The 19573-nt window shown below is 31.3% G+C and carries 13 protein-coding genes; 11 read left to right on the top strand and 2 right to left on the bottom strand.

Annotated features, from left to right (window positions below):
* Positions 1-3: 3 nt before the first annotated feature.
* Positions 4-1449 (bottom strand): tRNA (N6-isopentenyl adenosine(37)-C2)-methylthiotransferase MiaB, encoded by a 1446-nt coding sequence (miaB, locus tag CLV86_RS03565; RefSeq protein WP_076733977.1) that lies wholly within the window; start codon positions 1447-1449, stop codon positions 4-6.
* 318 nt (positions 1450-1767) lie between these two features.
* Between miaB and topA the strand changes: the two genes are divergently transcribed.
* From topA to CLV86_RS03530, 7 genes are all read left to right on the top strand, one after another.
* Complete coding sequence (topA, locus tag CLV86_RS03560; protein WP_121049722.1) at positions 1768-4293, top strand: type I DNA topoisomerase; 2526 nt, start codon at positions 1768-1770, stop codon at positions 4291-4293.
* A 6-nt stretch (positions 4294-4299) separates the two neighbouring features.
* Positions 4300-5466 carry a formimidoylglutamase gene (locus CLV86_RS03555; RefSeq protein ID WP_076733975.1) on the top strand — a complete coding sequence of 389 codons (1167 nt, stop codon included), beginning with the start codon at positions 4300-4302 and terminating at the stop codon, positions 5464-5466.
* Positions 5467-5635: 169 nt separating this feature from the next.
* On the top strand, positions 5636-7003 hold the full coding sequence (porK, locus tag CLV86_RS03550) for a T9SS ring complex lipoprotein PorK/GldK (RefSeq protein ID WP_076733974.1): 1368 nt from the start codon (positions 5636-5638) through the stop codon (positions 7001-7003).
* 52 nt (positions 7004-7055) lie between these two features.
* Positions 7056-7694: a type IX secretion system motor protein PorL/GldL gene (porL, locus tag CLV86_RS03545; protein ID WP_076733973.1), complete on the top strand. Its 639-nt coding sequence runs from the start codon at positions 7056-7058 to the stop codon at positions 7692-7694.
* Between the two features lie 48 nt (positions 7695-7742).
* Positions 7743-9305 (top strand): type IX secretion system motor protein PorM/GldM, encoded by a 1563-nt coding sequence (gene porM / locus CLV86_RS03540; protein ID WP_076733972.1) that lies wholly within the window; start codon positions 7743-7745, stop codon positions 9303-9305.
* Positions 9306-9344: 39 nt separating this feature from the next.
* Positions 9345-10241: a type IX secretion system ring subunit PorN/GldN gene (gene porN / locus CLV86_RS03535; protein WP_121049719.1), complete on the top strand. Its 897-nt coding sequence runs from the start codon at positions 9345-9347 to the stop codon at positions 10239-10241.
* A gap of 137 nt (positions 10242-10378) precedes the next feature.
* Positions 10379-11422 carry an NAD(P)/FAD-dependent oxidoreductase gene (locus CLV86_RS03530; protein ID WP_121049716.1) on the top strand — a complete coding sequence of 348 codons (1044 nt, stop codon included), beginning with the start codon at positions 10379-10381 and terminating at the stop codon, positions 11420-11422.
* Between the two features lie 5 nt (positions 11423-11427).
* On the opposite strand, the gene CLV86_RS03525 is transcribed toward CLV86_RS03530, so the two are convergent.
* A complete protein-coding gene (locus CLV86_RS03525) occupies positions 11428-11814 on the bottom strand; it encodes a DUF983 domain-containing protein (RefSeq protein WP_076733969.1) in 387 nt (128 codons plus the stop codon).
* An 86-nt stretch (positions 11815-11900) separates the two neighbouring features.
* On the opposite strand from CLV86_RS03525, the gene CLV86_RS03520 reads away from it, so the two are divergent.
* From CLV86_RS03520 to CLV86_RS03505, 4 genes are all read left to right on the top strand, one after another.
* Positions 11901-13808: an ABC-F family ATP-binding cassette domain-containing protein gene (locus CLV86_RS03520; RefSeq protein ID WP_121049713.1), complete on the top strand. Its 1908-nt coding sequence runs from the start codon at positions 11901-11903 to the stop codon at positions 13806-13808.
* An 81-nt stretch (positions 13809-13889) separates the two neighbouring features.
* Positions 13890-15020: an efflux RND transporter periplasmic adaptor subunit gene (locus tag CLV86_RS03515; RefSeq protein WP_121049710.1), complete on the top strand. Its 1131-nt coding sequence runs from the start codon at positions 13890-13892 to the stop codon at positions 15018-15020.
* Between the two features lie 5 nt (positions 15021-15025).
* On the top strand, positions 15026-18223 hold the full coding sequence (locus CLV86_RS03510) for an efflux RND transporter permease subunit (protein WP_121049707.1): 3198 nt from the start codon (positions 15026-15028) through the stop codon (positions 18221-18223).
* Positions 18213-19529 (top strand): TolC family protein, encoded by a 1317-nt coding sequence (locus CLV86_RS03505; protein ID WP_076733965.1) that lies wholly within the window; start codon positions 18213-18215, stop codon positions 19527-19529. Before CLV86_RS03510 ends, CLV86_RS03505 begins: the two co-directional genes overlap by 11 nt.
* Positions 19530-19573 lie beyond the last annotated feature (44 nt).

Raw genomic sequence — 19573 nt, 5'->3', positions numbered from 1 at the left:
ACGTTAATTGTTTTGCGAATAGCCTACGGCTTCTCCTATTAAAGTAGCGGTTGTACAATCTAAAACTTTAACCTTTACTAAATCTCCCACTTTATAATTTTCCTTAGGAAATACAGCAACAATATTTTGTGAAGTTTTTCCGGACCATTGTGCGTTAGATTTTTTAGACTCTCGCTCAATTAAAACTTCAACTTCTTTGTTTAAATATTTTTTAATTTGAATTTCTCCATGTTCGCGCTGTAATTGAACAATTTCTGCAAGACGTCTTTTTTTGGTGGCTTCTGGTACATCGTCATCTAGTTTTCTTTCTGCTAATGTGCCAGGACGTTCAGAATACATATACATATAACCAAAATTATATTTAACATACTCCATTAAGCTTAAGGTATCTTGGTGATCTTGTTCGGTTTCGGTTGGGAAACCAGCAATCATATCTTGGCTAATAGAACAATCAGGAAGAATACGCTTAATATTATCTATTAAAGTAAAATATTCTTCACGTGTATGTAAGCGATTCATTTCTTTTAAAATACGATTGCTTCCACTTTGTACTGGTAAATGAATATGCTTACATATATTATCGTATTTCGCCATGGTTTCAATAACATCTAAACTCATGTCTTGAGGATTAGAAGTAGAGAAACGAATTCGCATTTTTGGTTGTGCTTCTGCACAAATTTGTAATAGCTTTGAAAAATCTACAGCTGTAGCTTTCTGCATTTCAGTAGCTTTAGCAAAATCTTTTTTAAGTCCGCCACCATACCAAAGATAGCTGTCTACATTTTGCCCAAGTAAAGTAATTTCTTTGTAGCCTTTGTTCCAAAGATCGTTAATTTCTTCAATAATACTTTGTGGGTCTCTACTACGTTCTCTACCACGAGTAAACGGTACTACACAAAAGGTACACATATTATCGCAACCACGAGTTATAGAAACTAATGCACTTACACCATTAGTGTTTAAACGCACAGGAGAAATATCACCATAAGTTTCGTCTTTAGATAAAATAACATTTATGGCGTCATGTCCATCTTCAACTTCTGCTAATAAGTTTGGCAAATCTTTATAAGCATCTGGTCCAACAACAAGATCTACAATCTTTTCTTCTTCCAGAAATTTACTTTTTAAACGTTCTGCCATACAGCCTAATACACCAACTTTCATTTTTGGATTAGTACGCTTTACAGCATTGTATTTTTCAAGACGTTTTCTAACAGTTTGTTCTGCTTTGTCTCTAATAGAGCAGGTGTTTACTAAAACTAAATCGGCGTCTTCAAGTTTGTCTGTAGTATTATAACCTTGATCGTTTAAAACAGACGCAACAATTTCACTGTCGCTAAAATTCATAGCACAGCCATAGCTTTCAATATAAAGCTTTTTAGAATTTTGTTTCTTCTGCTCTAAAATTAAAGCATCTCCTTGTTTACTTTCGTCTATTATTTTTTCCATATTTATTTCTCGTAAAAACGAAAATCTTATCTTTTTTATCCGATACAATAAGTATGCAAAGATACGGTATTTTAAGATTTATGACAATCTGACAGTGTGTTAATTTTTTAATAAGAATTACTCGGTGATTTTATTGGTATATATTAAGGAGAATTTAAACGGTGTTAATGCTTAAATAAGGATGATTAAAATTAATGCAACAAAAGTTCTTTTTTTAAATATTATCAAAGAAAAAAATCTTAAAATTTAATAGATTTTAATATAAATTAGGTTCATATATTTTTTTTGATATACATTTGTAACCTTAAAAACGTAAGAATGGCGAAGAATTTAGTAATAGTTGAGTCACCTGCGAAAGCAAAAACAATCGAAAAATTTCTTGGAAAGGACTTTAAGGTAGAATCGAGTTATGGGCATATTTCCGATTTACCTTCCAAAGAATTAGGAGTAGATGTAGAAGGTGATTTTGATCCAAAATACCAAGTATCCTCAGACAAAAAAGCAGTTGTAAAAAAACTAAAAGAATTAGCAAATAAAGCAGAAATGGTTTGGTTGGCTAGTGATGAGGATCGAGAAGGAGAAGCTATTGCTTGGCATTTAGCCGAGTCATTAAATTTAGATAAGAAAAAAACAAGACGTATTGTTTTTCATGAAATTACAAAATCTGCAATCCAAAAAGCAGTTGAGAACCCAAGACAAATAGATTACGATTTAGTAGATGCTCAACAAGCGCGTCGTGTATTAGATAGAATTGTAGGTTACGAGCTGTCTCCGGTATTGTGGAGAAAAGTAAAAGGAGGTTTGTCTGCAGGTCGAGTGCAATCGGTTTCAGTTAGATTAATTGTAGAGCGCGAACAAGAAATTAATGAATTTAAACCAGAAGCATCTTATAGAATTGATGCAGAGTTTTCTAATGAAGAAGGGCAGTCGTTTAAAGCTAAATTGCCAAAAGCAATAAAAACTAAAAAAGAAGCATTAGCCTTTTTAGAAAAAAATGCAAATACAACATTTAAGGTTTCAGATCTAGAAAAAAAACCAGCTAAAAAATCGCCTTCAGCACCATTTACAACATCAACATTACAGCAAGAAGCGTCACGTAAATTATATTTTTCTGTAAGTAAAACCATGACCATGGCACAACGTTTATACGAAGCCGGTTTAATTACTTATATGAGAACAGATAGTGTAAACCTATCTGATGAAGCAAAAAAAGGAGCAGCAAAAGAGATTATTGATGCTTACGGAAAAGAATATGCAAAAGAGCGTGATTATAAAGGGAAATCTAAAAACGCACAAGAAGCTCACGAAGCGATTAGGCCTACAAACTTTGCAGTACACTCTGCAGGTTTAGACTATGATCAAACAAGATTATATGAGTTAATTTGGAAACGTTCTATAGCTTCGCAAATGAGTGAAGCAAAATTAGAGCGTACCAATGTTAAAATTAATGCAGCATCACATAAACAAACATTTACTGCAAATGGAGAGGTAATTACTTTTGATGGATTTTTAAAGGTGTATTTAGAAGGTACAGACGATGAAGATTTAGAACAACAAGAAGGTATGTTGCCAGCAATGAAAGTAAATGAAGTACTTTTAAATAAAAATATTACTGCAACAGAGCGTTACACAAGAGCACCATATAGATTTACAGAGGCATCCTTAGTTAAAAAGTTAGAAGAACTTGGTATTGGTCGTCCATCTACTTATGCGCCAACAATATCTACAATACAAAATAGAAACTATGTAGAAAAAGGTACTGTAGAAGGTATAGAGCGTAATTATACGCAATTAGTTCTTGAGGAAGGTAAAATAAATGATAATCTACTAACAGAAAAAGTTGGGTCAGATAAAGGGAAATTAGTTCCAACAGATATCGGTATTATTGTAACAAACTTTTTGGTCAATCATTTCGAAAGTATTTTAGACTATAGTTTTACAGCAAATGTAGAGAATCAGTTTGACGATATTGCAGAAGGTAAAGCAGATTGGAAAAAAGTAATGAAATCTTTTTACAAAGATTTTCATCCAAAAGTAATTGACGTTCAAGAAAATGCAGAAAGAGAATCTGGAGAACGTATTTTAGGAGAAGATCCTAAATCTGGAAAACGAGTAAGTGTACGTTTAGGTAAATTTGGTCCTATGGTACAAATGGGAACTGTAGACGATGATGAAGATCCTACTTACGCTAGTTTAGCTCCAGATCAGCAGTTAGCAAGTATTACCTTTGAAGAGGCTATGGACTTATTCAAACTTCCTAAAACTTTGGGAACATATAAAGGAGAGTCTGTAGAAGTAAATAATGGTCGTTTTGGACCATATGTAAAGTTTGGTGGAGCATACGTGTCGTTGCCAAAGGGAAGCGATCCTTTAGAAGTTGAATTAGATCAAGCGATAGAACTAATTAAGGAAAAAGAAAAAGCAGATGCACCTATATATATGTATAAGGATTTGCCTGTGCAAAAAGGAAAAGGACGTTTTGGGCCATTTATAAAATGGAACAATATGTTTATAAATGTCAATAAAAAATACGATTGGGATAACTTATCAGATGAAGATATTGTAGAATTAATAGAAGCAAAGATTCAAAAAGAAATTGATAAAGTAATTCATAATTGGGAAGAAGAAGGTATTCGTGTAGAAAAGGCACGTTGGGGAAGATTTAATATAATTCAAGGAAAAGTAAAAATTGAATTACCTAAAACAACTGATGCTCCAGCTCTAACCTTAGAAGAAGTTAAAGGGATAATAGAGAAAAACGCACCTAAAAAAAAGGTTAGAAAGAAACCAGCAGCAAAAAAGAAAACTGCTACAAAGAAAAAAACCACTGTAAAAAAGAAATAAACTAGTATGAACTTTAATTTTTTGTCTCCAGTTACAGATGCAGTGTTAGCTCATAATGAGTTATTGTCTATGCAGGCATTAGGACGAAAATTGAAAATTCATTCTTCTCAAAATGGCATTCCAGACTTAGAAGGCGTTTCAATTGCTATAGTTGGAGTTTTAGAAAATAGAAATGATGTTAATTATATAGGAGAAGAGTTTCAGCTTAATGAAATTAGGAAATCTTTTTATGCTTTATTTCCTGGAAGTTGGAATACAACAATTGCAGATTTAGGCGATATTAATAGAGGAGAGTCTGTTGAAGATACTTACTTTGCCTTAAAAACAACAGTTTCTATTTTAATTCAGAAAAAAATTATTCCTGTAATATTAGGCGGAAGTCAAGATTTAACATACGCTATTTATCGTGCATACGATAATTTAATGCCAATGGTTAATATTGTTAATGTAGATTCACGTTTCGATCTTGGAGATTCTGCAAAACCAATAAAAAATAATAGTTTTATAGGTAAAGTTATTTTGGATGAGCCATATAACTTATTTAATTATGCAACTATAGGTTATCAAACGTATTTTAACTCCCAAGAAGAAATAGATTTAATGGAGCGTTTGTATTTTGAAGCATATCGATTAGGAGAGATTTCTAACGATATCACCTTAGCAGAGCCAGCTATGAGGGATGCAAATTTGGTGAGTATAGATTTAGGGTCAGTAAAAGCTTCAGAAGTAAGTTTAAAACAAAGACTTTCTCCAAACGGCTTAGATGGAAAAGAAATTTGCGCCATTTCTCGTTATGCTGGAATAAGTAATAAGGTGTCTGCATTTGGTATATTTGAGTACAAACCTTCTTATGATGATGAAGTAACAGCAATGTTAGTAGCTCAAATGTTATGGTATTTTATAGAAGGTGTAAACTGTAGAATTAAAGATGATAATTTTTTAGATGATATTAATCACCAAAAATTCACTACTTTAGCAGACACAGAGCAGTTAGTGTTCTATAAAAGCACAAAAACGGGAAGATGGTGGGTAGAAATACCTTTTTTATCAAATGTTAATAATAAATTAAAAAAACATACGTTATTACCTTGCACGCACAAAGATTATATAGATGCATGTAATGGTAAAATACCAGCCAGATGGTATAAGGCGTATCAGAAAAACAGTTTATAAATAAAAAAAAGGAGTAAACTTTAACATTTTCAAATCGTTTAAATGCAATTTTAACACGATGAAATGTATTTTTTTTTTGATTAAAAGTTGTTTTTTAAAAAATATATAAATATGTTTACGCTCTTAAAAAATTAGGAGTATATAATTAACCTCGAGTTTTACAATGAATATGAAGAAGTTTGTATTATTAACAGTAGTTTTAACACTTTTAGCCAGTTGTGGTTCTAAAGACAGAGGCCAATTAGTTGGTGTTAAAGGAAAGAAGTGGCATCCAGAGAAGCCTTACGGTATGACTTTGGTTCCTGGAGGAGCATTTATAATGGGTAAAGCCGATGATGATTTGGCTGGAATTCAAGATGCGCCAGCAAAAACAGTTACAGTAAGAGCCTTCTATATGGACGAGACAGAAATCACTAATAGTGAGTATCGTCAGTTTGTAGAATGGGTAAGAGACTCTACTGTTAGAACAAAATTAGCAATCTTAGCCGATGAAGTTGGAGAAACAGGAGAAAGTGGAGAGCCAGGAATTGGTCAGTTTGCTTTTAAAGACGCTAATGAAGAAGAAATGACACCTTATGAGCAGTATATGCTTGATAACTATAGTGGACTTGGAGAAACTGGTTATGAAGGAAGAAAACTAAATCATGATGTTGATTTGATTTTTGATACAGCAGAATATCCAGATGAGTACTATGTAGAAGTTATGGATACTATGTATTTACCAATAGAAGAGTCTTATAATGGTCAACGTACATGGGATGTAACTAAATTTAAGTTTCAGTATTCTTACATGGATATCGAAAAAGCTGCAAAAAACAAGAATTTACGTCGTAAAGATGTTATTATAAAAGAAGAAGTAGAAATCTATCCAGATACTACGGCTTGGATTAGAGATTTTGCTTATTCTTATAATGAGCCAATGCACAACGATTATTTCTGGCACGATGCTTATGGAGATTATCCAGTTGTAGGAGTATCTTGGAAACAAGCAAAAGCTTTTTGCCAATGGAGAACATTATTACATAACTCGTACAGAAAAGAAAAGAAAAGACATTACGTAAATTCGTATCGTTTACCATCTGAAGCTGAATGGGAGTATGCAGCAAGAGGAGGTCTTCAAGCAGCAACTTTCCCTTGGGGAGGTCCATATGCTAAAAATGATAGAGGTTGTTTTATGGCAAACTTTAAACCTTTAAGAGGAGATTATGCAGCAGATCAAGCATTATATACTGTAGAAGCAGATGCTTTTGAACCTAATGATTTTAATCTATATAATATGGCAGGAAACGTATCAGAGTGGGTAAACGCTTCTTACGATCCAAGTTCATACGAACATATGTCTACAATTAATCCAAGTGTAAACGAAGCTAATAACCAACGTAAAGTGGTTAGAGGTGGATCTTGGAAAGATGTTGCTTACTTCTTACAAGTAAGTTCAAGAGATTACGAATATGCAGATTCTGCAAGAAGTTATATTGGCTTTAGAACCGTACAAGATTATATGGGTACAGAAGTAACAGCTAATGCAAGACGATAATAAAACTCTACTAAAATTAAAAATTAACTACAAAAATTAAAACTTAGAAATTATGGCACAAAAAGGTAAAATCACAGTAACTAATATGATTTATGGATTAGGAGCAGCAATTGTAATTGTTGGAGCCTTATTTAAAATCCAACACTGGCCTTATGGTTCAGAAATCTTAACGTTAGGTATGATTGTGGAAGCTTTAGTATTTACATATTCTGCATTCGAAAGACAATCAGCAGATTTAGATTGGTCTTTAGTATACCCTGAATTAGCAGGTGGTGTAACAACAACTAAAAAAGGAAAATTAGTTGAAGAGCCTAAAGATGCTGAAGGTTTATTATCTAAAAAATTAGATAACTTATTAAAAGATGCAAAAATTGATGGAGAATTAATGGCTAGTTTAGGAAACAGCATTAAAAACTTCGAAGGAGCTGCTAAAGGAATTTCTCCAACTGTAGACGCTATGGCTGCACAAAAGAAATATGGAGAAGAAATGACTCTAGCTGCTGCACAGATGGAATCTTTAAACAGTTTATATAAAGTACAAATGGAGGCTGCAAGTCGTCAAGCTACAATTAACGAAGAGTCTGTAGAAAATGCTGCTAAATTAAAAGAGCAAATGCAATCTTTAGCATCTAACTTATCTTCTTTAAATGGAGTATATGGAGGAATGTTAACGGCAATGAACAAAAACTAATTAGTAATTAGTATAACTAATATTAATAATTAAAAAAACTAATTAGACATGGCAGGAGGAAAAGCATCTGCAAGGCAGAAAATGATTAACTTGATGTATTTAGTATTCATCGCAATGATGGCAATGAATATGTCAAAAGAAGTACTATCGGCATTTGGATTAATGGACGCTAAGTTCGAAGAATCTAACGAAGTAGCTACTGAGAAAAATACTGCTTTATTAGCAGATTTAGAAACTAAAGCTGAAGAAAAGAAAGAGGAATTTGCAGTACCTTATAATAAGGCAACTCAAGTAAATACAGTTTCAGATAAGTTTTTTAAATACATTGGTACTTTAAAAGCAGATATCCTTAGAGAAGGAAACTATTCTGTAGATCCAGAAACTGGAAAGTTACCATTTGAGGCAATGGATAAAACAGATATCCTTGACGAAATGTGGTTTACTGGAGACCGTGAAACTAAAAAAGGTCAAGAAGTTATTGCAAAAATTGAGCAATATAAAACTGATATTAAAAACATTCTTGGTACAGACGTTAAGTATCAAAAGGCTATTGAGCGTTTAGAGAAGCGTTTTTCTACAGCAGAGGTGAAAACAAAAGAAGGAGTAACTAAAAGTTGGTTAAACTATAACTTTCAAGGTTTCCCAGCAATTGCATCTTACACAAAGTTAACAGCAATGCAAAACGATGTTAAGATGACAGAGGCTAACATGTTTAACTTATTCTTAGGGAATAGTTTAGATGAAGCTGTTTCTTTAAAAAAATATCAAGCAATTGTATTAGCTGATAAGTCTGCATTCTTTGCAGGAGAAAAGTTTCAAGGTAAAGTTGTTTTAGGAAAATATGCAAACGTAACACCTACAAAATTAACCGTACAAGGAAAAGAAATAGATGTTTCTCAAGCTATTGACTCTACAGGAGCTGCTAAGTTAGATTTTAACGTAGGTAATGTTGGAGAACAAGAGATTAAAGGAACATTTACATTCTTAGAAGATGGTAAACCTTTAGAAATTCCTATCGTTGGTAACTATGTTGTTGTTCCAAGACCAAATTCAGCAACAATTTCAGCAGATAAAATGAATGTTGTTTATAGAGGTGTAACTAACCCAATGACAATTTCTTTTGCTGGAGTTCCAGATAATAAAGTTTCTGCAAGTGCACCAGGTTTATCTAAAGCTGGTAAAGCAGGTAAATATACAATGGTACCAACATCAGGAAGAGAAGTTACTATTAATGTTAGTGCAACTTTAGATGATGGTTCAAGAGCAAGCGATAAAGCTACATTTAGAATTAAAGATATTCCTAAGCCAACAGGAAAAATGGCTGGTATGTCTTCAGGAAAATTACCTAGAGCAAACGTTGCTGCAGGTACTGTAAAAGCAGAATTAGAAGATTTTGATTTTGATTTACCATTAACTGTAACTGGATTTAAAGTTAAAGTTCCAGGACAGCCAAGTATTACTGTAAGTGGTAGCAAAATGAATGGTCAAGCAAAAGCTGCAATTAACAAAGCAAGAAGAGGTGATGCTGTTACTATTTTTGAAATTAAATCTAGATCATCTGGACCAAAAATGAAGCCTGCATCTCCAATAGTTATAGAGTTAGCAAACTAATCAACTTTATAATTAAATTAATATAAAAAGAAGAAACAAATGAATTATAAATCTTTATTAGCAGTTGTATTTGGAGCATTAATCTCTACTAGTGCATTTGCTCAAGCTAACATTTTAAATGCTAAATCTCCAGCAGAGATTGGTGTGAGAACTGAAGAACAAAAAGCTTTAGACAACGATAAGCCTTTAGAATACGGTTATGTTGACGATAGAGATATTATGTTCGCAAAAATGACTTGGGAAAAAATTGTTTTAGACGAGCGTGTAAACTTTCCATTATACTATCCTGTAGATACAAATAATATTGGAAGTAACAGACGTTCTCTTTACGATGTTTTAACAAAGGCTATTGCTGAAGGTGAAATAGAAAACGTGTATAACGATTCTTATTTTTCAGCTAAGCGTACAGCTAAAGAAATGCGAGATATAACTACTAAAATTGATACTTTAGATTACGGTTACGATCAATTTAATGCAGAAGGTCGAGTAGATCCAGAGTATATTACAAAAACTGAGATTTCTTCTTATCATATTAGCGCATATCTTATAAAAGGATTATGGTATTTTGACAAGCGACAAGGTGAATTAAAATATCGTTTACTTGGTATAGCACCAGCAGCACCAGACGTAAATTTCTTGGATGCTGAGAATGCTAACAGCGAACCAAATCCATTGTTTTGGGTATTCTATCCAGATGCTAGAGATGTATTGCATGAAGCAAAATCTTTTAATGCTAAAAATAGTGCTGTACCATTTTCTTTCGATCACATTTTAAATGCACGTCGTTTTAATGGAGTAATCACTAGAGAAGAAAATGTATTTGGAGATCGTAAGGTCGTAGAGTATGTGCCTGAAAACGCATTAATGCAACTTTTAGAATCTGAAAGAATTAAAGAAAAAATTAGAAATTTCGAATTAGATATGTGGTCATACTAATTAGAAAAAGATAATATATTTTAAACGCTCACTTTTTTAAGTGAGCGTTTTTTATTGCACAAGATTTAATTTTGTTAAACGTGTTTATTGTGTTTGTTTCTATATAATTATAATACACTTTATTATATCTTCGTATTATGAAAGTAGATTATATTATAGTTGGTTGTGGATTAGCAGGGATTTCATTTTGTGAGCAATTATTAGCAAATAATAAAACATTTGTAGTATTTGATAATAACTCACAGCAATCATCTACTGTTGCAGGAGGTTTATATAATCCAGTAACATTGAAACGATTTACACCTGTTTGGCAAAGTAAAAAACAATTAGCTTTAGCTATACCAATGTATAATAGTATAGAAAAAAGACTAAATGTTAAATTAGATTATAAAGTTTCTGTAAGAAAACGTTTTACATCTTTAGAAGAGCAAAATAATTGGTTTGCAAAATCCGATCAAGAAGGATTGTCGGATTATATGTCTTTAAACATTTATAAAAATGAAAATAAATCTATAACGTCACAATATAATTTTGGAGAAGTACTAGAAACAGGAAGAATAGATACTTCACTTTTAATTTCAGAATATAAAAAGCAATTAAAAAATAAAGGACAATTATTTTGTGAAAGTATAGATTATAATGTTATTCAATTTAATAATAATTCAATATCATATAAAGATATATTAACAACTCACATTGTATTTGCAGAAGGCTTTGGTTTAAAACAAAATCCTTTTTTTAATAGCTTGCCATTACAAGGTAGTAAAGGAGAATTAATAACAATTAAGGCGCCAGAATTAAAACTTGATTTTGTGTTAAAATCTAGTGTTTTTATTATTCCTTTAGGAGGTAGTATCTACAGAATAGGTTCCACTTACGACCATACAGATAAAACTAATGCTATTACATCCCAAGCTAGAGAAGAGCTTTTAACCAAGTTAAAAACACTTATTAATTGCGATTTTGAAGTTATCAATCAAGTTGCAGGAATAAGACCTACTGTAAAAGATAGAAGACCATTGGTTGGAACGCATCCTAAATATAAAAATTTGCATGTTTTAAATGGTTTAGGGACAAGAGGAGTAATGATTGGGCCTTACGCAGCACAACAACTCTATAATCACATAGAGCAAAACTCTACTTTGGATAAAGACTTAGATATTGCTAGATTTAATTTGTAATCGAATTAATCTTTTTTAGCTAACGACTTATTGTATTTTATAAAGATATTAATCCAAATATTTCTAGACAATCTTACAATAATAGGATAAAATACTATTTGCGATGCTACAATTGAAATTATGGCAACATTAAGAGAGCAATTTAAAATAAGATAACTAATTACAAAAGCAGCAACAGCAAACGCAATACCAACTCCATAGCTAACATACATAGAACCATAAAAAAATGAAGGTTCAATTTTATATTTTGTGTTACAATTGCTACATTTTTCATGCATGCTAAAAAGTTGAGTTATAGCATAAGGATTTTTATTTGTGTACATAGATTCTTCATGGCATTTTGGACAAACACCAGTTATAATTGCGTAAATTTTAGATCCTTTATTAAACATATAATTTATGTATTTTTGCAAACATTAATTAGATATACAAAGTTAAACTATAGTGTTTAATTTAATGTAACATAAGTCACAAATCAATGCTAAATATCCATAATTTATCTATTTCATTTCAAGGAGAATACCTTTTTGAAGATATTACCTTTAAACTAGGTAACGGAGACCGTGTCGGGCTTATAGGGAAAAATGGTGCTGGTAAATCTACTATGCTAAAAATTTTAGCAAAAGAGTTAGAGCCAGATTCTGGGCAAATAGCTTGTGACAAGGAATTAAAAATTGGGTTTTTAAAACAAGATATAGATTTTGTTTTAGGACGTACAGTTTTAGAAGAGTCTTATCAAGCCTTTGTAGAGATTAAAGCTATTGAATCTCAAATGCAAGAGATTAATACTCAATTGGCAGAGCGCACAGATTATGAAAGTGATGGATATAATCAATTAATGATTGATTTAAATGAAATACAACACCAATATGAGATTCTTGGAGGTTATAGCTATCAAGGAGAAACAGAAAAAATTCTACAAGGTTTAGGTTTTAAACGAGAAGATTTTAATAAACTTACAGATACATTTTCTGGAGGTTGGAGAATGCGAATAGAATTAGCAAAATTATTACTTCAAAATAACGATGTATTATTACTCGATGAGCCAACAAACCACTTAGATATAGAATCTATTATTTGGTTAGAAGGTTTCTTAAAAAATTACACTGGTGCTGTAGCAATTGTTTCTCACGATAAAATGTTTTTAGATAATGTTACTAATAGAACAATAGAAATTTCTTTAGGACGTATTTATGATTATCCAAAACCATATACAAAATATTTAGTATTGCGTGAAGAGCTAAGAACTCAACAATTGGCATCTCAAAAAAATCAACAAAAACAGATTGAGCAAACCGAAAAATTAATCGAGAAATTTAGAGCTAAAGCATCTAAAGCAACCATGGCGCAATCTCTTATTAAAAAACTTGATAAAATAGATAGAATAGAAGTAGATGAAGATGATAATAGTGTAATGACTTTAAATTTTCCAGTATCAATAACACCTGGAAAAGTGGTAGTAGAAACAGAAGATATTTCTAAAAATTATGGAGAGAATCAGGTACTATCAAGCATCAATTTATTAATCGAGAGAGATGCAAAAACAGCATTTGTTGGGCAAAATGGACAAGGAAAATCTACATTAGCAAAAATTCTAGTAGGCGATATTAAGCATGAAGGTAAGCTAAAACTAGGTCATAATGTTCAAATTGGTTATTTCGCACAAAACCAAGCCGAATATCTTGATGGTAGCAAAACTGTTTTAGATACCATGATTGATGCAGCTAATGAAACTAATAGAAGTAAAGTTCGAGACATTTTAGGTTCGTTTTTATTTAGAGGAGACGAAGTAGAAAAATATGTGCGTGTATTATCTGGTGGAGAACGTAATAGATTAGCACTTGCAAAATTAATGCTTCAGCCATTTAATGTGCTTATAATGGATGAGCCTACAAATCACTTAGATATTAAATCTAAAAACGTATTAAAAGAAGCACTTCAACGATTTGAAGGAACATTAATTTTAGTATCACACGATAGAGACTTTCTTCAAGGCCTAACCTCTACTGTCTATGAGTTTAAAGATGAAAAAATAAAAAAGTATTTAGGAGATATTGATTATTATTTAGAAAAGAGACAAGTTGATAATTTAAGAGAAGTAGAAAAACGAACCGTTTCTAAAGATGCTCCAAAAGAAAAGAACAATCAATCTTACGAAGAGCAGAAAAAAGTAAAGTCACTTAATAATAAATTAAGTAATACCGAGTCTAAAATTAGCCAATTAGAAAAAGAAATAAAAGAAGCCGATGTCGAGTTAGCAGTTAATTACGATGAAACAGTTTCTAAACCTAACTTTTTTGAAAACTACCAGGCTAAAAAAGATGAGCTTAATAAACTCATGGAAAAATGGGAAGATATCACGCTTCAGTTAGAAGATTATAATTAATTCTTTTTAGGTTTTTTTTAACATTTGAGGTTTAAACTATAGTTTAATTTTGCAGTCTTACTTAAATTAAAACTATACCAAATGCGTAAAATTATATTATCGGTTATTGGCGTTTTGCTAATAATTGCTTCATTTTTATTTGCTCAAAAATTAATTGCCGATAAAAACAAACCAAAACCAGTTCAAGCTAAAGTCGTAAAAACAGTATTTACAGATACTGTACAAAATACAACCATACCAATTGTTATTGCTGCAAATGGTAATCTTGAAGCTAAACGTAGATTAGAACTTTACTCAGAAGTTCAAGGTATATTTAAAAGAGGTAACAAACTTTTTAAACCTGGGCAAGAATATAGAGCAGGACAAACTCTAATAAAAATTGATGCTGCAGAATATTATGCAAGCGTGCAATCGTCAAAAAGTAATTTGTACAATTCTATTTCTGCAATTATGCCAGACTTACGTTTAGATTTTCCAGATATTTATGATAAATGGCAAAATTATTTAAACGGATTCGATTTAAATAAAACTACTCCAAAGTTACCAGAAATGACTTCCGATAAAGAAAATTATTTCATAACAGGACAAAGTATAGTTTCAAATTACTATAACGTTAAAAATTTAGAACAGCGTTTGGCTAAGTATTCTATTACTGCTCCTTTTTCTGGAACTTTAACAGAGGCTTTAGTAACCGAAGGAACCTTAATTAGAAGTGGTCAAAAACTAGGAGAATTTATAGATACTTCTATATACGAAATGGAAGTAGCTATTAGTAAAACTTATGCCAGTTTATTAAAAGTTGGAGAATCTGTAACATTAAATAATTTAGATAAAACTGAAACATATACTGGTACAGTATCTCGTGTAAATGCGAGTATAGATCCTACAACACAAACCATTACTACATATATTGAAGTTAAGCATGAAAACTTAAAAGAAGGTATGTATTTAGAAGCTAATTTAAATGCAAAAAAAGAAAGTGATGCTATAGAAATTGATAGAAACTTGTTATTAGAAAGCGAGCAGATATTTGTTGTAAAAGATAGCTTGTTAGATGTAATAGATGTAAAGCCTGTATATTTTTCAGATACAAAAGTGGTTTTAAAAAATGTGCCTAATGGTACTGTAATTCTTAAAAAAGCTGTACCTGGTGCATACTCAGGAATGTTGGTAAAGCCTTTTAAAGAAACAAGTAATACAAACAATAAGTAGTAAACATGAGAAATCTTATAGCATACTTTATAAAGTATCATGTAGCTGTTAATATTTTTATTCTCGCTTTCGGAATTTTTGGTTACTTAGGTGTAACCTCTATAAAATCATCTTTTTTTCCTTTAACAGAATCTAAAATTATTAATGTTAATGTAACTTATCCAGGAGCTTCACCTCAAGAGATAGAAGAAGGTGTTGTGCTTAAAATAGAAGACAATTTAAAAGGATTAAAAGGTATAGATAGAGTTACATCTGTATCAAAAGAAAATAGTGGAACTATAACTGTTGAGATAGAAAAAGGAGAAAACATCGACTTTATGCTGTTGGAAGTTAAAAATGCAGTAGATAGAGTTCCATCTTTTCCTACAGGTATGGAGCCATTAATTGTTGCTAAACAAGAGGCTGTAAGAGAAACTATTTCATTTGCTTTAAGTGGAGATAATGTGCATTTAGCAACCTTAAAACAAATTGGAAGACAGATAGAGAACGATTTAAGAGCAATTGATGGTATTTCTCAAATAGCCATATCTGGCTATCCAGAAGAAGAAATTGAAATTGCTGTAAACGAAACAAGTCTATTAGCTTATAATTTAACGTTTTCAGAGGTGTCTCAAGCAGTTAGTACAGCAAATATTTTAACTACGGGAGGTACTATAAAAACAGATGCTGAAGAGTATTTAATTCGTGCAAATAACCGTTCTTATTATGGAGACGAACTGTCAAATATTGTTGTAAGAGCATCTGCAGATGGAAAAGTAGTAAGGTTAAAAGATGTTGCTATAATTCGTGATCGTTTTTCCGAAACTCCAAATGCAACCTATTTCAATCAAAAATTATCTGTAAATATTTCAATAACAAGTACAAATAATGAAGATTTAATTTCTTCTGCCGATAATGTAAAAGATTACATAGAAACATATAATCAAAAACATAATAATGTACAGTTAAGTGTTGTTAGAGATTTATCAACAACCTTAAACCAGCGTACAGATTTACTAACAGAAAATGCTATTGTCGGTATGCTATTAGTTTTGTTGTTTTTATCTATCTTCTTAAATACGCGTTTAGCGTTTTGGGTTGCTTTTGGCTTGCCAATCTCATTCTTAGGGATGTTTATTTTTGCAGCTCAGTTTGATGTAACTATTAATGTGTTATCGCTTTTTGGTATGATTATAGTCATCGGTATTTTAGTTGATGATGGTATAGTAATAGCCGAAAATATTTACCAACATTACGAAAAAGGAAAAACACCAATTAAAGCAGCTATAGATGGAACAATGGAAGTAATTCCACCAGTAGTTTCTGCAATTATTACAACACTTTTAGCCTTTTCACTATTTTTGTTTTTAGATAGTAGAATTGGAGAGTTTTTTAGTGAGGTAGCAGTAATTGTAATACTAACCTTAGTAGTTTCTTTAGTAGAAGCTTTAATTATATTACCAGCACATTTAGCACACTCTAAGGCATTAAAACCAAAAGTTGTAGAAGAAAATCCTTCAAAAATAAAGCAGTTTTTCTCTAAAATGCGTGTTATTAATAAGGCAGGAGATAACTTCATGAACTTTTTAAGAGATAAATTTTATACACCTACAATTACATTTGTATTAAATTTTAAATTACTCTCTTTAGGTATCTTTTTAGCCTTACTAATTTTAACTTTTGGAGCTATTGGAGGAGGAATAATTGGAGTAACAATGTTTCCATCTATTGCAAGTGATCGTGTTTCTATTGAATTAGACATGCCAAACGGAACAAATGAAAAAGTTACCGACTCTATTATTTCAATGATTGAAGAAAAATCTTTTATAGTAAATCAAGAACTAACAGAAAAGTATTTAAAAGGAACAGGTAAGCAACTTTTTGAAAACACAATTTTAACAATAAATAGTAGCTCTAGTGCTAGTTTACGTATTAATATGTTGCCAGGAGAAGAGCGTCCAGACGCTATAAAATCTTCATTAGTAGCAAATAGATTAAGAGAACTGGTTGGTCCAGTAATAGGTACAGAACGATTAATTTTTGGTTCGGGAGGTAATTTTGGAGGTAGTCCAGTTTCAGTATCACTTTTAGGTAATAATATAGAAGAACTAAAAGCGGCAAAGGTTGAGTTAAAACAAGTTTTATCTACAAATCCTTTATTAAAAGATATTGAAGATAATGATCCAGCCGGAATTAAAGAAATACGTATAGAATTAAAAGAAAGTGCTTACTTGTTAGGTTTAAATTTAAGTACAGTTATGGCTCAAGTGCGATCTGGTTTCTTTGGTACTCAAGCACAACGTTTTCAAAGAGGACAAGACGAAATTAGAGTTTGGGTACGATACGACAGAAGTAATAGAGCATCTATAAACGATTTAGACGATATGCGTATTGTAACACCAAACGGAGAGCGCGTAACATTAAAAGATATTGCGACTTATACAATAGAAAGAGGTGATGTAGCAATTAATCATTTAGAAGGACAACGAGAAATACAAGTCTCTGCCGATTTAAAAGACCCTAATACAAGTACAACTGATATTTTAGCAGATTTAAAAAACATAACAATGGTGGATTTAAAATCTAAATACCCAACCATTTCTGCTTCTTTTGAAGGGCAAAATAGAGAAAAAGAGAAATTAAACAGTTCTTTAGCAAAAGCAGGAATTCCTATTTTATTTCTTATTTATGTTGTAATTGCATTTACGTTTAGAAGCTATAGCCAACCATTATTACTTATGCTTTTAGTGCCATTTAGTTTAACTGCGGTTGCTTGGGGACATTGGCTTCTAGGCTTCTCAGTAAACATTTTATCACTTTTAGGAATTATAGCCTTAATTGGTATTATGGTTAACGATGGTTTAGTATTTATAGGAAAATTTAATACCAATTTGCGAGAAGGCTTGGAGTTTGATAAAGCACTTTTAGATGCTGGAAAATCTCGTTTTAGAGCTATTTTCTTAACATCATTAACCACTGTTGCAGGTTTAGCTCCATTATTATTAGAAAAAAGTAGGCAAGCACAATTTTTAAAACCAATGGCAATTTCAATATCATTTGGTATTGCATATGCTACAGTGCTAACACTTTTAGTATTACCATTATTTCTTTCGTTTAGTAACTCAATTAAACAAAAAGGAAAATGGTTAATAACTGGAAAAAATGTAACAAAAGAAGAAGTAGAAAGAGCTATTAAAGAACAAAAAGAAGAGAATGAACATTAAAAATATTTGGTTTTTAGTAATTTTAAGTTGTGTTTCTTTAACTAAGGCACAAACCATATTAACGCAAAACGAAGCCGTTAAATTAGCTTTAGAAAATAATTATGATATTCAAATAGCTAATAACGCAGTTGAAGTTGCAGAGAATAATTCTAATATTTTAAATACTGGTTTCTTGCCAACTGTTGTTGGTAATGCCGGAGCAACATATAATTTAGATAATAATGAATCTACTTTTTCAGACGGTAGAGTAACTACTTTAAATGGAGCAGAAAGTTCTCGTTATAATGCTTCTATAGACTTAAATTATACCATTTTTGATGGCTTAGGCAGACGCTATAATTATAAAAGTTTAAAAGAAGAATATCAATTATCCGAGTTACAGGCTAGAGAAACAATAGAGAGTACAATAATTCAATTGTTCTCAGTGTATTATAATGTAGCACAATTATCAGAAAATGTTTCAGCATTAGAAGAAACTTTAAAAGTTTCAAAAGACCGTTTAGTTAGAGCAGAATATCAATTTGAATATGGGCAAAATACCAAACTAGGTGTCCTAAACGCAGAGGTAGATATTGTAAACGATAGTATTAATATTATTAATGCTGTTCAAGATTTAAAAAACGGAAAGCGAGATTTAAATGTTGTCTTAGGTAATGTACTTCAAAATGAATTTAAAGTAGAAACCGAAATTAATTTTGCATTAGAATTCCAAAAGGATAGTTTGTTTGAAAAAGCAAAAACAAGAAATATAGCATTGCTTCAAACGGAAAAGAATATAGCTATAAGTCAATTAGGTATAAAATCTGGTCAATCTGCTTATCTTCCAACAATTGGTTTAGTAGGAAGTTACGGCTGGAATAAAAGTGAAAATAACGCAGTATCTTTTGTTGCTGGATCTGTAAATACAGGTCTCTCTGCTGGCCTAAATTTAACTTGGAATATTTTTGATGGAGGCAGTACAATTACACGTGTTAGAAATGCAAAAGTAAATTTAGAAACACAAAAACTTCAAAAAGAAAATATCTTAATTAGTATTACGCGCGATTTTAATAATGTTTGGGCTGAATATAAAAATAAACTTGAAATTTATAATTTACAAGAGAACAATATAAATACAGCTCAAAGTAATTTCGATCGTACTCAAGAAAAATTTAAAATAGGACAAGTAAATTCTATAGAGTTTAGGCAGGCTCAGCTTAATTTATTAAATGCGGAATTAAGCAGAAACCAAGCAAAATATGCTGCAAAATTGGCAGAATTAGATTTGTTACAATTAAGCGGAGAATTACTTAATACAGAGTTTTAAAAGAGTAAAATGGTATTTGGTCGTGAATTTTTATTTTTAAATTA

The sequence above is a fragment of the Lacinutrix venerupis genome (assembly GCF_003663945.1).
GTDB lineage: Bacteria > Bacteroidota > Bacteroidia > Flavobacteriales > Flavobacteriaceae > Lacinutrix > Lacinutrix venerupis.
The sequence above is the reverse complement of the archived record's forward strand: the minus strand, read 5'-3'. Positions and strand labels throughout refer to the sequence as shown.